Below are 14,424 nucleotides of genomic sequence, written 5' to 3'. Positions count from 1 at the left end.
TTGGATCACTCACTCCCACCTTACCTAACCTTTACTCCAACTAACTTTTCCAGATCAGCTATTAAAGTTTTTGGAGAGTCCGGTCCCGGCGCATCCGGGCTAACCACCTTTCCTTGTTTATCAATCATCAGATAATGCGGTATCCCAACTATTTTAAACCGCTCGGCCAAAACATTATACTCATCATCTGTCAGTTTTAAATGTATTCCGCCTAAGCCTTTGTTTGCAATAGTAGCTTTCCACGATTCTTCAGAGCAACGGTTAGCCAGAAAAAGAAACACAACATCTTCATCCTTAAAATGTTCCTGAACCAGCTTTGAAGCAGGCATAGCCGCCATACAAGGAGAACACCATGGAGCCCAAAAATCTACATAAATCACTTTGCCGGCATATTTTTTAATTACATTTTCGAATCCCGTCAATTGTGTATCCGTTATTAATGTTGCTTCTGTCTTCTGGTTGGCCAGGTACCGCATTATTTCCTCGCGTTTCATTCTGATCTTCGATTTAAACCAGGGCTCAGCGATTAATTTTTCATCCCACAATGCATCAAATTCCTTTAACTGGTATCCGTTCAGCGCATCTAAAAATAACCGCGTAAAAAACACGTCCCGTGTAAACCCTGTGGTTTTATGCTGTATGTTCCACATGATTAATTTCGCCAGGCTGATAATATCACGGTCACCGGCCGCTTTTTTAAAAAGTATAGCACTATCAGGACTGAAATCACTGGTTACCTTACGGTAAAGTTGAGATACGAAGTCCGAATGCCGCCCTGAAATTATCGACCTGTCATTCATATCATATATCTTCAGCTTCTGTGGGTCTTCCATTTCATCGATCAGCGACTGGTAGCGCTTCTGGTCATCAAGCAACTTTTGGTTGCCGACTGCGGCAACGGTAGTGTCAATAGTTAAATTCAAACTATCCCCTGGATTAAATAGCAGTGGATATCTGTAATTCCGATACAGCAATGTTACCTCCTGGGCATAGGCTATGCCAGTTTTAAATTTAAAAGTCCCGTCTGTATTGATATTTACTACCTGTCGTGCCATCTGATCCTCTAAAGGCCGAAACAGGAGTAAAAAAGACTTATTGTCGGCAGCCGGATTATAATTGACAATCCTTCCCTGCAAACCCGTAGTACGTTCCTGCAAAACCTGAGCATAGACACTCGCACCAAAAAACACCAATGCAAAACCAATACAAAATCTAATCAAAGCCTGGCTAATTGAAAAAGGAAACATAATATCTGGATTTAATGGTTGCGAGTATTGTACCCTACTCTTGATCAGTTAGACTACGCACCAGAAATTTTGTTGCAATGCTATGATCTTTTTCTTTACCTACCCCAATCTGCAATTACCATTATCTGGTATGTCTATTCATTTTCCCTTCCTTTCGGACAGAATCTTTAAATATTCCGGTGGAAGACCAGCTTTACCAATTACCTTTTTAGAATCTTCAATTTTTCTTTTAACAAATGGATCATTACTATGATCCTTCATATTGTTATCAATGGCAATTGTGCCCTGTTTAATTTTCATAATTAAATGAGCTTGCTATTTTTTTAAACGCTCGGCCTGGATTTTCAATAAATCAGCAGGTAGGCCAGCCTTCTCCAGGAAAACCTTTGCTTCTTCAGCTTTCTTCACAAAATAGGGATCTTTACTATAGTCCCTCATATTAGGGTCTACTTTAGTACCGAATTTATTTTTAATATCCATCTTACTTCTTTTTAACATACAAATATAATTATAATCGACGTAAAGCAATGAATGCTACATAATTGACATTTTTTTCAAACTCAGACCATTCATCATCTTTAAAACCATATATATAGAACACTTTTTTTAATTCGTTTAAATTTGCGCTTATTGCAATTTGATACAAACGTGTCCTTGAAATTGTACTTCCACGTGCATGCACAAAAGCATAAGGATGATGAAACGTAAATTCCCAGGTCAAAGCTGCTACGGTCGCCAAAACTTTATCTCTGTCATTGTTATTAGATACGGAGAGATCGTCTATGTCCCCCGTATTAGGATTAAGATCGCCGAAACCTAAATTATATACAATCCTGCCCACAATTTTAATATTCTGTGGCGTAAAAGCCACAACCTTCTTAATTTTTCCTTTTGGCCCTTCGCTAAAAAATTCAAAATCCATACCGGATGCATCAGAGATATAGCCATAACGTTCCTTATTCATCAATGCAAAGATAAAAAAAACTTCACAAATTAACCAATACGAAATATTTTGTATTTATTATCAACATCCTGAATTGTAATGTAGAATTCTGTTTTTCTCTATGCCTTCTCCTTTCGCCATGCCTTCGGTATGCTTTCGTATCTACTAAAGCCCTTCACAACCCTTTCATAGGGGCTACTCAAGGGTTGGAAGGGCTACGGCTTTTCAAAGAGCTATGTAGGAATTGGATAGTGATTTCATTTTGAGTGTCGTTACACGAACGCAGGCCGAAAGGAGACCAAACGCAATGCGAAACCAGCATATTTTTAAACACAAATAAATAACCGCTGTCCGGGATATTAATAGCCCGCAGCATCTCTATTGAACCTGTACGTTTGCACCAAATCATTTATTATGGGAACATTAGACAACGGGGCATTTCCGTTTGGAGCCGAAACATTTAGAACAGACCATACATGCCTACATTGCTTTTGTTGGAGATGACAGGTTGAGTGTAAGTGGCAACTCCGGTAATTCATCTGAAGCACACTTGCATTTTCACATTCAGGACAAAGAAGATTTCACCATGGCCACGGGTATAAAGTGTTACTTTGACAAGCTTAAAGTAAACGGTACTGCCGAAACAGAATATTCACCTATTAAAGGCGACAAAGTGAGCCTCGGAAATTAAGCAGGATATATTTAGCAACTTTCACTTTTGTTAAAAACAGTTTCATCTGAAATTCCAATATTCTGAATCACGTCATCCTAATCACGTCATCTCGAACGAGGCACGAGGAGAGATCTTTGTACCATGCAAACGACAAAGATCTCTCCTGTCGTCGAGATGACGAACCTCTCCGCCCTTTACTTCATAAAATCATTCCTCAGCAAATCCAGCATCCGTTCCAGTATCCCTTCAATAGCATCACATACCTTTGGCTTCGGTCTTCTGTTGTTGTCCAGACTTTTCAACGAAATCTCTTCAGTACCAACTGTGGTCACATTCGCCGCGAAGAATCCCATAGTGGCTTTCATCTTGCCCTTCTCTACAGGAAATACGCCCGTGCGGATGAACAGTTCTATGAATAAAGCCAGTTGGCTTACCGACAAACTAAGCGGCAATTTAAAATCAAACTTCTCCGCCCTTTCTTTAAAGTTCTGCACCGGCTCGGCAGGAAGTTCCGATAAATAAACCAACTCACCTGAAATGTAATGTTCCAGCAACTCCCTTATTCCAGGTCTGCCTGGCTTATAAAACACATTGGGCTTTACATCAAGGGGTTTTATTTCTTTCAAATACCAGTTGAACCGCAGCACCTGTTCTTTCACTGTTTGATGACCGTCTACATCCGCAGCAATGAATTTCCTGCACCAGGTAAAGAATGTGCTCTTATTAAAGTTCAGGTAAATGAGTTCCACCACCATTTTCCTGTTCCAGTCTTTGATCTTATTGCTTCTTAGTACATTTAACAAATGTGCCATCAGCAATTTGGTATACTTCTGCTCTAAGTAACTACAGGTTTCCAAAACACAATGGCCAGAAACATAATCCAGGATCAATTCCTGCAATAAAGGATCTATCTCTTTTGAGCGCAGCTTTGCCTGCAATACATTCCGATCTTCCATCAGCTGCCTGGCAGAGCCAATCCTGAAACTATCCGGCACCGGCAGACTCAGGTCAAAATACTTGCTCAGGTCTTTTTCAATGTAATTCAGAATGGTTTTCACTCCGGCTTTTAAGTGCATATAAACATCAATACACCCTTCACACAACCTTACTTCGTTGAAAATTTCAGCAGCTTCAGGCCTGATGATCGCATAAATAAGATCCAGAATACTGATAGCACCACTTACATGCAATTGGATATATCTTTCCAGATGAGGATCATCATATTCATCACACAGCACATTTTTAATGGTGTCAGTGATCCTCGAGGTTTCAATGTCAATGCTGAGCTTTAGCGCTTCAATAGGTCTTGTTTTTAATGTAGTTTCAATGTTTTTAGGATGAAGGTCGTTCTTTAACAATCTTTCAAACTGCGTTAATTCAAATTTTGCTTTGTTAGTCATAAATAATTAGAAAATATTAAAATTTTTATTCCTGCTTCGGCTTAGTTAGCCGTTTTAGCATTGTATCCCTTACGATATAAAAAACTTTAATCTTCCCTATGACCAAAAAAACCGCAGTCCAATGCGGTTTTTTCATTTAGTCCCCTCCTCTTTTGTCATCCAGAGCATCGCGAAGGATCTCAATTCCTTGAAGGTTTTCTCAAATTGTTGATTGGTTTGCCCCAGCCGTCACGCTGCTCTCAAAGACATAGCGAACTGGGAACCAACCGAAAACCATAATATTTAAAAGAGCAGGGGCAAAAAAAATAAATTATGTCAAAAACGCCCCCGCTGCTTTTATACCTTCCCTCCCATATCCTTTATCATTTTTTCTCTCTTCAATAAATGCTCGGTCTGTATCATCCTGATCTTTTCCAGCAACGCATTCTCTTGCTTCAACTTCTCCCTTTCACCCTTTACAAAATCCAACTCCATCATCACCGATTCGTAGAGTTTCTTATAACTAAGTCTCATAATGTTTAATTTTCTTTTCCTCCATACACCAACGCATTCTCAAAAGTCTTTAAACAGTGTTTCGCATTTTCCGCTAACTTCATACCTGTTTGTGTTGTCCCGTTGTTATTCCCATCAACTCCGCTCTCATTTGCTCAGCCTGGGTACCATGAAGTTCCAGGATATTCTGACCTATTTTATCAACGCTCAATACCTTTACTACACTTCCCTTCGCCACGAAAAAGACATAAGCTTCATTCAATTTGGGCATATGCCCGGCTTCTCTGTGTACGATCTTACTCAGGCCAAGCATCCCTAAACGGCCATCAACAGGATACTGGAATACCTTCAGCTTCCGATCTCCAATGACGGATCGGAATAATTCATTGTTTGGCAATTTTATTGTTCTATTCATCATCTTTATACGTAGCGTCATCCTGAATTTATCATGCCGGACTTGATCCGGTATCAGGATCTCATTTTTGCTATCTTTATTAATAACAAAGGTTTTGGGAGAGCCTTGATCAACAATCTCACTCTTTTAAGTTTAAATTATAACTCCCCCAAACCTTTGTGTTTTTCATAGGTAAACAATCTTATCCGGTTAAAACCGGCTTTACTGTCCTGTTCATAGGTTTTTGCTCGTTATGATTAAATCACTAAGACGTCTACTTTCTTCCGCATCTTTGGGCTTCACAATCCTATCAATAGCCTCCACAATCGCTTTTAACTTCTTTACAGGCATTGGCCCATAAATATTAAGCACAGTTTGCTTATCGCAAAATGCAACACGGGCAAAGAGTGGCTTATCTATTTTAGTTTTAGTACTCATTTTTATCTCTTTTAATTTTCAATTCTTCTCCTACCACCCCGGCTTCGCCACCCCTCCTTGCGAAGTAGGGGACTTTAGATCATCCATCCCCTCCTTACGAAGGAGGAGTACCCGTAGGGGGAGGTGGTAAAGATTACTCCAGCTGTTCCGCTTCCTCACGGCCGATGGAAAGCACCCTCATAAATTGCTCAGAAGTAACGCCATCCTCATTAATCCGAATCAGGGCATCAATTGCAAGTGCCATTTCATTTGTCATAGTCATTGTGTTCATTGTTGATTATTTCAGTTCCACACTAAACTCCACTTCCTCCACTGGTAAACATTGGTGCGCATCACAAACCATAAACGCCACTGTTCTGCTCAGCACTACATTTTTGTCATCCAGAGCGTCGCGAAGGATCTAAAAAAGGTGTTGGAAGAGCCTTGATCAACAATCTCACTCTTTTAAGTTTAAATTATAACTCCCCCAACCCTTTATTTTTCATAGGTTACTTACCCTTTCCTTCCCCCAACAACCCTTCAATAATTTCATAAAGATTGCTGCTTAGCGACTTTTCTCCAGGTTTTACAGACATCGTGTTAGTTCCTGATAAAAAATAATCCGTCTTAATAATTTTCCCTTCCTTATCAATCAGAATATAGGCTGGAATAGCAGCCAACGGAAAAACATTCTTCCCTGCCTTATCAATATTATCGATTCCATGGTTCCATTTTGCGCCATCTTGTTCCAAAGCTTTTTTCCATGCGGTTTCATTATTGTCTGTAGAAAGGCCGACAATGTTAAAGCCCTTATCCCTAAAAGCTTCATACACCCGTTTCATTTCCGGGATAGCTTCACGACAAGGCTTACACCAACTTGCCCAAAAATCTATAAGGGTATATTTTGATTTTTCGGCTACTTTATGAATAGAGATCTTCTCGCCTTCAGCAGTACTAAAATTAAAATCAGGAATGATATTTTTATCGGTCACCAATGCATTTATTTGTTTAACTCTTTCCTGTGTTTCCAGTTCATCCAGAAGTGCTTTACCATAATATCCATTCTTAACCCGATCTGATAATTTATTGTAAAGTGCTCTCTTTTCTGCGTTGTCTAAAAAAGAATTGCTATTAATCAATTTCGGCGTCGTATATGCATCAAGAGCGGAATTATAATAAGTTAAAGTAAAGGCCTTATAGCCTTGAACTGCTTGTGCCAACATCGAGCTGTCTGCACCTGCAGCCTTTTCCAGTTCTCGTGCTTTTTTTATTACTTCTTCAGATGATGTCATGTAGTGCTCATACTCTGTAGTTGGCAAAGATCCAGAAATCTCAACATTCGGCCATTTTTTTAATGAACCGGTTAGTTTGATGTCCGAATGATCTAAAACCAGAAGGATCCAATAGTTCTTCCCTTTTTCAAGCTTGACAGTGTTGGTATCAATCAAAACCCAATGGATTTCTCCTTGAGAAGTTAAAACTCCCTTAAATTTAAACTGTCCATTTTTGCTTTCCACGGTTTGAACAGTATCCGCTCTCCCTGTTTTTGGATTGGTATTTATCAAATAGAACATTGCGCCATCTGGTACATCAGTAATTTGAGCACCAATTGTATATCCCTCCAAATTAATTTTTCCCTGTGCTATCACGTAGTTGGCCAGCAAAATCATAGTTAATCCTAGTATTACGATCTTTATTCTTTTCATATTATTATTTTATTTATTTTCTTGTTTTATAGCTTCTACCTGAGCAAATAACTGCCTGCCATAGTAACTATTTTTAGCTTTTTTTGTAAGTCGGTTGTATGCGTTTGCTTTATCAATTTCAGGCCACCAAAAACTAATTAGAAAAGGGGTGTAGTAAGAACCTGGATTCATGCCTATCCATAGATATACCTCTTTTATATAAGTTTGAGTAGCCACATTATAATCTTGTTTTGATAATGCTGTGCTTATCGAATCAGTTTTTTTATTCTCCTCAAATTTTCTATATGCTGCACTAAATGGAGCCTGTACCCGCTGCAGGAAATCAAGATAACTACCACTCTCTATAATTCCAAAATTGCAATCCGGCAAGTTTTCAAAGCTAGCCCTAAGCTGCAGTTTCAGGCTATTATCCATTAATAGTTCTATCCGCTGCTCCTTTCCGGCTATGCCCAAAGTATAGGGTGTTCCAGCTACTTCTACTTTACCTTTAAAAATAAATTTTCCATATTTGGCAATTGCAGTACCTTCTTTTCCTTCCAGTGATTTTAACGAAACGAGAGTACCATCTTTTAAACCACTGATTTCAGCGGAAATCTGGTAACCTTTTTCTTCCTGGCTATAACATGGTAACGCCAATACAAAACACAATAGCAAGAATATCAATTTTATGTTCTTCATAAAGTAAAAATTAGCATCGTTTATTTTGCCAAAAGTTCCTGCACAAGGGGTTCAAAATTACCATTCATCAACACGCCATTATACATCGCCAGTTTACCTTCTTTGTCTAGCAGAAGAAGCTGTGGAACGAACGTAAATCCATATTTTTTGAAGATTTTATCGGCAATACTATTTGGTGCAACATAACCTGATTTATCACTATCGCCGCCAATTAACATTACCGGCCAATCAGCCCCTATTCGCTCATGTATAGCAATGATTTTTTCTTTATCCATATTTGGATTATTAGCGGCAGATATAACAACAAAACCATGAGCTTTATACTTGTCGTATACCTCTTTTATAGCGGGCATTCGTTCTATGCAAACAGCACAGGTATTCGACCAGAAATCTACCAGAATTACTTTCCCCCGAAGCTTTGCCAGATCTATTTCTCTGCCATCTGTAGAAAAATGTTTCAACTCAAATGGCTCATCTTGTAAAGCAAAAACAGACAATTTCTGCATCGCCCATTGTTGAATTTCTCTATGCTTACTATTCTTAAAATACTTAGTAAATGCTATTAAATCTCCGGTATTTAACCCATATTCATTTCTTTGAAAAAATAGACGCTCAACCTGCCGATAAACGTTGGTGTAATTATCGCCTGTTTTAAATCCGGAATAAGTATTTTCCATTACTTTTTTCACACGGGTAAGAAATCGAATTTTATCTCCTCTATAACCGGCATTTGAATTTCTGAACATCTCAAGTTCCAATTCATTTTGTCTGATCCTTTGTTTAGTTTCTTCAGAAATAGTGCGATCTTCCATGATTATTTTTCTAACTTTTAACCGCTCTTCTTCCCATTTTTCAAACAAATTCCAATTAATTGCTGCCGAATAAAAACCTGAGGATGACTCAGCCACTGCTTTTGCTCCCTCGTCGATATTGTCCCAGAAATTTGGCGATGAAATCCAACTACTAGCAATTTGGAACCATTCAACCTTTCTTGCATCATTTGGGAACTGACGCAAAAACCCTAAACCTAAATCCAAATATTTACGTGCGGCATTTTCCCTTGCAACTTCTTTCTTGACCTTGTTCGTTTCGTTGTAATCAATAATCGATGCTTTTGATAAAGTATTCCATGCCACATCTGCCTCAATTTTATTCAAAGCCTGGCCGTTCATCTTTATTATTGAGAAAAAGACAATCGCTATAATCAGTGTTATTATTTTCATATTTATCTGTTTTAAATATGTGTTGATTTAAATTTTTTGGCATGGCTAGCGCTTAACACCTACCATTTTTAGATGATTAAAGAGTCTTTGTCATCCCGGCTTTCGAGAAATCTAGATTCTTCGCATTGGCTCTGGATGACAAAGGTTTTCGGACTCTATCTCACGGCCATCCAGGATTTTGCTTCATTCCCGTTTGCTGAATAATATCATCCGGTATTGGGAAGGTATATTTATAGCTATTGGGTTCCAAGGTATATTCAACACCAGCTACAGTTCTTGTTAATGTTACGGCATATCGTGGATCTTTATTCAAACGACGTAAATCCATCCAGCGTGTCCCCCTAAACACAAGTTCCTTTCTCCTTTCCATAAGTATAATGCTTAATGCCTCATCAGCGGTACTTGCAGTAATAATGGGGTAAGGGACATTTTTATCCCATCTTTTTACGATCAAATCATTTAAATCTTTTAGTGCGTCATTAGTGCGACCTGCACGAGCACTACATTCTGCCCGGGTTAAATAAACTTCATCTGTAGCTAAGCCATTAAAATAATAATATGGAAAATTTTCATACATCCCCTTATAGGAGATCGACCCATCAACATTCTCTTGATAAAATCTCGTTTTTCTCAAATCATTATTTGCGTATAAATTAAACAGCGTATGGTCAATTAAGTTATTTGCTGCGCCACCAATTCCCGGAAGATAATTCGTATGCGACAAAACCTCCCTATTGTATCTTCCCATAAACATCGCCGTAGATGGTATGTCATTGTAATCTAGTAGCTGCGAATATTGTTTTAAGCAATTATCAGCAGCGGTAAATGCACTATCATAATTACCCATGCTTAAATAGACTCTTGCCAGCAATGCGTTTACCGCAGATGAAGACGCTCTTGTTAAATATAATGGTCTGACAGGAAGCAAGGTTTTCGCCTCATTCAAATCCTTTAAGATTTGATCATAAGTTTGTTTAACTGTACTTCTATTTGATGGAATAGTGACATCCGACAAGAGCTTCAATACTATGCCCAAATCCTGATCAGCGCTGTTATTGTCATATGCAGGAGCAAACATCTGCGCCAGTTCAAAAAATATTCTCGCGCGATTAAATAATGCCTGTCCTTTAATATCATTCGATTGTTGCCGTTCAATATTATCCGTTGGCACTATTTTCTCTAGCCCTTCAAGCACAATGTTGTCAATTAATACCCTCTTGTAAGATAAATTCCAATCTTGCAATTCAATACTTTTAACCGTTTTAGACCATAGATAAGCGTCTTTATATACAAAATAAGAATTAGATGCATTTTGAAATACAACATCTTCCAGATAGTGTCCGTCAGCCCCCATTTCAGCTAGGATAGGGTAGTTAGCATTCATTCCATAGAATTCATCCATTAATGCCTGAAAGTCACTTAGGGTGGAAGGTACAGTTAATGATTTATTTGGTTTTTCTTCTAGCCAGTCCTTCTTACACCCAACTATACCAGTTAAACTGATACATATATAAATAAGATAACATTTTATGCTTTTAACGGTTTGTAGTCTCATCTTTTTAAAAATTTAGATTTAAACTTAGTGCAATATTACGTGAGATAGGCGGTTGTGAATTGTCCGGCATGTCAGGATCTACGCCAACCTTATTTGCGCGCCATAATATTCCTAAATTGGTGGCTGACAAGGAGAATGTTGCATTTGCGAAAGGAAGCTTCTTAAATCTAGCTTTGTTTATCGCATAGGAAAGACGTATATCATTTAACCGAATATTATCTCCTTTTACAACTAAGGAGCTTGAATAAGTATAAAAATTATCTCTGTTATCCAATATATCAGGTAAAGATGGCACATTAGTGATCTTTTCATCACCAGGTTTTTGCCAGCGCAATTTATAATCCGAATGACCATTACCCCATTTACCATAAGCTTCGGAATAAAATATAGATTTTCTTCGTACAAAATAATTAAATCTAAACCCGATGTTAAAAGACAAAGAGAATTGCTTATAATCAAAGTTATTCAATATATTACCAAAGATTTTAGGTACTGCTGAACCATGGTAGAGCAAATCTTTAGGTTTAGCATTTAACAAAAACTCATTAAAATCTTTCACTTCGCCATTTATATACCCTCTGGGATTACCGTTAATCGGATCTAGACCTGCATCCGGATAACTATACACTTTAAATAATGGAAGATTGAGAATAGGTATCTGGTTATCTAATCTTGATTCAACGCTGTTTTCATCGTTTGCAGTAAGTTCGTATTTGGTTATTTTATCTGTACTATAGCTAAAATTGAGACTTGTCTGCCATGTTAACTGTCGATCAATATTTATGGAGTTTAATCGCAAATCAAAGCCTTTTGAAATCATGTTGGCATAATTACCAATATAAGAGGAAACGCCAGCAGTTGCCTCCACAACTTTACTACCAATTAAATCAGTTGATCTTTTTGTGTAATATTCTAAAGAGCCCGTTAGGCGGTTATTTAATGATCCAAAATCCACCCCTAAATTAACTGTTCTTACTCTCTCCCAAGTAAAACCTGGATTTGGCGGGGTTAGGAGCAATAATGATATTTCGTTGTGCCAAAATCCCGCTTGTGGAGATCTATATTGTGCAGTAGGTAAAGCAGTAGCCCTGTTATTTAAATTACCATTATAACCATAAGTCATTTTTATTTTTAAATAAGGGAGGAATTCTAAACTATAAAAATCTTCGCGGGAAATATCCCAGGATACACCGGAAGACCATAGTGGTGTAAAATGTTGATTGGCTTTTGCACCTAAAAAGTTACCCGCATCCACTCTTCCACTTCCAGTTACCGTATACTTATTATTAAATGTATAAGCTCCATTTGCAAAATAACTAAGGAGGCGATTAAGATTCCCCCCTAACTGAGCATTTTGAGGTAAAGAGGTCGATCCCCCACCTGAGCCACGTACAGGAAATGTACTATTATAATCTAAGTTAGAAACTATAGTAGCAGAATTAAAATCGTAACCATATATGCGTCCAAAATTATAATTGTATATAGTTTCACCTATCTCAGTGCCAGCAATAGCAGTTATTTGATGCTTACCCCAGACTTTGTTAAAATTAAGTTGGCCCCTCAAATTCCAGCGTGTCAACTCTCCATCGGTATAATCTAAAATTCCGCCCATTGGAACTGGATAAATTAGTATCCCATCAGAGCCAACTTGCATGAATTTATTTATACTATTCCTGGTTTCATAGTTTTTTAAATTTTGATAATTATCGGCATTTGACAGCGATTTTTCATATTGTGAATTCACAGCAATATTAAGTTCATGAATCAGTTGATATTTAAATCCACCGCCAAATCTTGTACTATAAGAATTAGAATTGTTATCGTTATTCCCAATTTCATCCAATGGCCTATAAGACCAGTCCAATAAACGTGGATAGTTTGCTGTGTCTAAATACGCTTTTCTATAACCACGGCCTATTCTAGAGACATGCAAAGAATTTCCACTGTTATCTGCTAGACGGGTATAGGGGGCTACCACACTTCCTCTTCCAGGAAGATAATCAGTATACCCTACACCATTCTTTACATTTTTATTTTTAGTGTAAACCAAATATGCATTCAGCTCAAGGTTTTTAATGGGTCTGAAAGTACTATTAAAATTTAAAGTTAATCGATTATCTTCATTTCCTTTTTCAAAGGGCAAATTATTGTCGTAACCTACCGAACTATAATATTTCATCTTATCGGTACCGCCGCTGATATTAAAAGCATACTGCTGATTAACTCCTGCCCTCAAAAGGTATTTACTAATATCCTTTCTCACATCAAAACTTCCCATGGTATAGAGCTTATCGATTACTTCTGGATCATCTAGGGCATTATAATCCGGTGTGGCAAGGTGTTGTTTTCTTGCTGCCAGCATTAGCTCAATCGCAGGTGATAAAGGATCAGAGAAGTAGTCAAAACTAGGATACAAATCATCGTAATAGTTATATCTACCTGTAGCGAAAAGTTTCTTTTCAATTTCGATTGCATCCATCGGATTAATAACTTTCATTTTATCCAATCTGGGTTTCTCTACAATATTTACGCTACTGTTAAAATTCACATTTGCTTGCTGGTTATATTTACCTTTTTTTGTAGTGATTACAATCACTCCATTTCCCGATCTTGTACCCCAAATACTTGCGGCAGCGGCATCCCGCAGGATAGTTACATTTTCAACATCGTTCGGATTAAGATTATTTAATAGAATTTCAGTAAGAAATTCGGAACTAGAATTTTGTTCCTCATAAGGAAAACCATCGATTACAATTAGTGGCTTCATATTTGAATTTATTGTACTAAAACCCCGAACAGAAATATTTGTCATACTTGCGCGATTGCCATTTTCGTTTCTTAAACCGCTTGTTACCTCCATTATTCGATCCAGAATATTAGTTGATACAGTTCTTTGTAAAAGTTTATTTTCAATCTGAACAAAAGAACCTGTAGCGCGCTCTTTCGGAATGTTTTCATACCCTGTACTGTACGTAATACTCACTTCTTCTAATTCTCCTGTTTGAGAATTCAGTTTAATTTCTAAAGGCATCACCGCATCCTTCGCTATTAAATCAATAGTTTTGTAACCTACATAAGTAATAATAAGCTTTACATCATCCGGAACACCAAGAATGCTAAATGCTCCTATTTCATTCGATAATACACTCTTATTAAATCCTTTAGAATTATATACAGTTATCGTCGCTCCTTCAAGCGGCTTCCTATTCTCATCCAAAATCTTCCCGCGGATATCAATAAACACAAAAGCAGGCTTAGGTAAATCCAGAAAACTGGGCGTTTTCTCTTTTACAGTTACAATTTTATCCGCGATACTAAAAGTTAACGGTTGATTTTTAAAGCATATTTCCAAAGCCTGCTCAAATGGGACATTGTTTAAGTTCAAACTCACTGGCTTTGCGCTCTCCATCATCTTATCGCTATACACAAAGTCAAAGCCTGTTTGCTTCCTCAATTCCCTGATTACTTTTGCCAGATCTGCATTGTTCTGTCGGATGGTCACATTTTGCCCATAGGTGCTGGCACTCACCTGTAATATTGCGGTTGTTAATAGAAAGACTATTATTCTCATCACCAACAAAATTTTCAGCATACCCGGTCGGTACCGGTATAGGCTTTTAATGTAAAAATTCATAAATTTACCTTGTTAGTGTGTATTGCTCCTAACCCTCACGTTACTGCAATACACAATTGTTC

15 protein-coding genes are annotated in these 14,424 nt (G+C 37.7%); 1 reads left to right on the top strand and 14 read right to left on the bottom strand.

The features are described from left to right. Window positions 1–20: 20 nt before the first annotated feature. The 4 genes from R2Q78_RS18865 to R2Q78_RS18850 form a co-directional block, all read right to left on the bottom strand. Complete coding sequence (locus tag R2Q78_RS18865; RefSeq protein WP_316794107.1) at window positions 21–1,247, bottom strand: TlpA disulfide reductase family protein; 1,227 nt, start codon at window positions 1,245–1,247, stop codon at window positions 21–23. A gap of 138 nt (window positions 1,248–1,385) precedes the next feature. Beyond that, window positions 1,386–1,547: a hypothetical protein gene (locus tag R2Q78_RS18860; protein ID WP_316794106.1), complete on the bottom strand. Its 162-nt coding sequence runs from the start codon at window positions 1,545–1,547 to the stop codon at window positions 1,386–1,388. Between the two features lie 15 nt (window positions 1,548–1,562). After that, complete coding sequence (locus tag R2Q78_RS18855; RefSeq protein WP_316794105.1) at window positions 1,563–1,727, bottom strand: hypothetical protein; 165 nt, start codon at window positions 1,725–1,727, stop codon at window positions 1,563–1,565. A 28-nt stretch (window positions 1,728–1,755) separates the two neighbouring features. Then, a complete protein-coding gene (locus R2Q78_RS18850) occupies window positions 1,756–2,211 on the bottom strand; it encodes a DUF6934 family protein (protein ID WP_316794104.1) in 456 nt (151 codons plus the stop codon). Between the two features lie 424 nt (window positions 2,212–2,635). Here R2Q78_RS18850 and R2Q78_RS18845 point away from each other — a divergent pair, with 424 nt between their 5' ends. Next, entirely contained in the window at window positions 2,636–2,881 is a 246-nt protein-coding gene (locus R2Q78_RS18845; RefSeq protein WP_316794103.1) for a hypothetical protein, read from the top strand. A 176-nt stretch (window positions 2,882–3,057) separates the two neighbouring features. Here R2Q78_RS18845 and R2Q78_RS18840 read toward each other — a convergent pair whose 3' ends face one another. The 10 genes from R2Q78_RS18840 to R2Q78_RS18795 form a co-directional block, all read right to left on the bottom strand. Continuing rightward, window positions 3,058–4,263: a hypothetical protein gene (locus R2Q78_RS18840; RefSeq protein WP_316794102.1), complete on the bottom strand. Its 1,206-nt coding sequence runs from the start codon at window positions 4,261–4,263 to the stop codon at window positions 3,058–3,060. A gap of 336 nt (window positions 4,264–4,599) precedes the next feature. After that, window positions 4,600–4,776: a hypothetical protein gene (locus R2Q78_RS18835; RefSeq protein WP_316794101.1), complete on the bottom strand. Its 177-nt coding sequence runs from the start codon at window positions 4,774–4,776 to the stop codon at window positions 4,600–4,602. A 79-nt stretch (window positions 4,777–4,855) separates the two neighbouring features. Further along, entirely contained in the window at window positions 4,856–5,173 is a 318-nt protein-coding gene (gene tnpB / locus R2Q78_RS18830) for an IS66 family insertion sequence element accessory protein TnpB (RefSeq protein ID WP_316794100.1), read from the bottom strand. 210 nt (window positions 5,174–5,383) lie between these two features. Then, entirely contained in the window at window positions 5,384–5,587 is a 204-nt protein-coding gene (locus R2Q78_RS18825; RefSeq protein WP_316794099.1) for a hypothetical protein, read from the bottom strand. Between the two features lie 133 nt (window positions 5,588–5,720). Next, a complete protein-coding gene (locus R2Q78_RS18820; protein WP_316794098.1) occupies window positions 5,721–5,858 on the bottom strand; it encodes a hypothetical protein in 138 nt (45 codons plus the stop codon). Window positions 5,859–6,075: 217 nt separating this feature from the next. Then, window positions 6,076–7,272, bottom strand: coding sequence for a TlpA disulfide reductase family protein (locus tag R2Q78_RS18815; RefSeq protein WP_316794097.1), 1,197 nt, complete (start codon window positions 7,270–7,272; stop codon window positions 6,076–6,078). A 9-nt stretch (window positions 7,273–7,281) separates the two neighbouring features. Next, a complete protein-coding gene (locus tag R2Q78_RS18810) occupies window positions 7,282–7,950 on the bottom strand; it encodes a DUF4369 domain-containing protein (RefSeq protein ID WP_316794096.1) in 669 nt (222 codons plus the stop codon). Between the two features lie 20 nt (window positions 7,951–7,970). Then, a complete protein-coding gene (locus tag R2Q78_RS18805) occupies window positions 7,971–9,173 on the bottom strand; it encodes a TlpA disulfide reductase family protein (RefSeq protein ID WP_316794095.1) in 1,203 nt (400 codons plus the stop codon). 160 nt (window positions 9,174–9,333) lie between these two features. After that, window positions 9,334–10,728, bottom strand: coding sequence for a RagB/SusD family nutrient uptake outer membrane protein (locus R2Q78_RS18800; protein WP_316794094.1), 1,395 nt, complete (start codon window positions 10,726–10,728; stop codon window positions 9,334–9,336). A 4-nt stretch (window positions 10,729–10,732) separates the two neighbouring features. Continuing rightward, the gene (locus R2Q78_RS18795) at window positions 10,733–14,320 is read right to left on the bottom strand and encodes a SusC/RagA family TonB-linked outer membrane protein (protein ID WP_316794093.1); all 3,588 of its coding nucleotides are present in this window, start codon (window positions 14,318–14,320) and stop codon (window positions 10,733–10,735) included. Between the last annotated feature and the right edge of the window lie 104 nt (window positions 14,321–14,424).

The organism is Pedobacter frigoris (assembly GCF_032678645.1).
Classification (GTDB): Bacteria; Bacteroidota; Bacteroidia; order Sphingobacteriales; family Sphingobacteriaceae; genus Pedobacter; species Pedobacter frigoris_A.
The sequence above is the reverse complement of the archived record's forward strand: the minus strand, read 5'-3'. Positions and strand labels throughout refer to the sequence as shown.

Coding starts and splice junctions, on each gene's coding strand:
- R2Q78_RS18865 (WP_316794107.1), bottom strand. CDS start 1,247: ATGTTTCCTTTTTCAATTAGCCAGGCTTTGATTAGATTTTGTATTGGT.
- R2Q78_RS18860 (WP_316794106.1), bottom strand. CDS start 1,547: ATGAAAATTAAACAGGGCACAATTGCCATTGATAACAATATGAAGGAT.
- R2Q78_RS18855 (WP_316794105.1), bottom strand. CDS start 1,727: ATGGATATTAAAAATAAATTCGGTACTAAAGTAGACCCTAATATGAGG.
- R2Q78_RS18850 (WP_316794104.1), bottom strand. CDS start 2,211: ATGAATAAGGAACGTTATGGCTATATCTCTGATGCATCCGGTATGGAT.
- R2Q78_RS18840 (WP_316794102.1), bottom strand. CDS start 4,263: ATGACTAACAAAGCAAAATTTGAATTAACGCAGTTTGAAAGATTGTTA.
- R2Q78_RS18835 (WP_316794101.1), bottom strand. CDS start 4,776: ATGAGACTTAGTTATAAGAAACTCTACGAATCGGTGATGATGGAGTTG.
- tnpB (WP_316794100.1), bottom strand. CDS start 5,173: ATGATGAATAGAACAATAAAATTGCCAAACAATGAATTATTCCGATCC.
- R2Q78_RS18825 (WP_316794099.1), bottom strand. CDS start 5,587: ATGAGTACTAAAACTAAAATAGATAAGCCACTCTTTGCCCGTGTTGCA.
- R2Q78_RS18820 (WP_316794098.1), bottom strand. CDS start 5,858: ATGAACACAATGACTATGACAAATGAAATGGCACTTGCAATTGATGCC.
- R2Q78_RS18815 (WP_316794097.1), bottom strand. CDS start 7,272: ATGAAAAGAATAAAGATCGTAATACTAGGATTAACTATGATTTTGCTG.
- R2Q78_RS18810 (WP_316794096.1), bottom strand. CDS start 7,950: ATGAAGAACATAAAATTGATATTCTTGCTATTGTGTTTTGTATTGGCG.
- R2Q78_RS18805 (WP_316794095.1), bottom strand. CDS start 9,173: ATGAAAATAATAACACTGATTATAGCGATTGTCTTTTTCTCAATAATA.
- R2Q78_RS18800 (WP_316794094.1), bottom strand. CDS start 10,728: ATGAGACTACAAACCGTTAAAAGCATAAAATGTTATCTTATTTATATA.
- R2Q78_RS18795 (WP_316794093.1), bottom strand. CDS start 14,320: ATGCTGAAAATTTTGTTGGTGATGAGAATAATAGTCTTTCTATTAACA.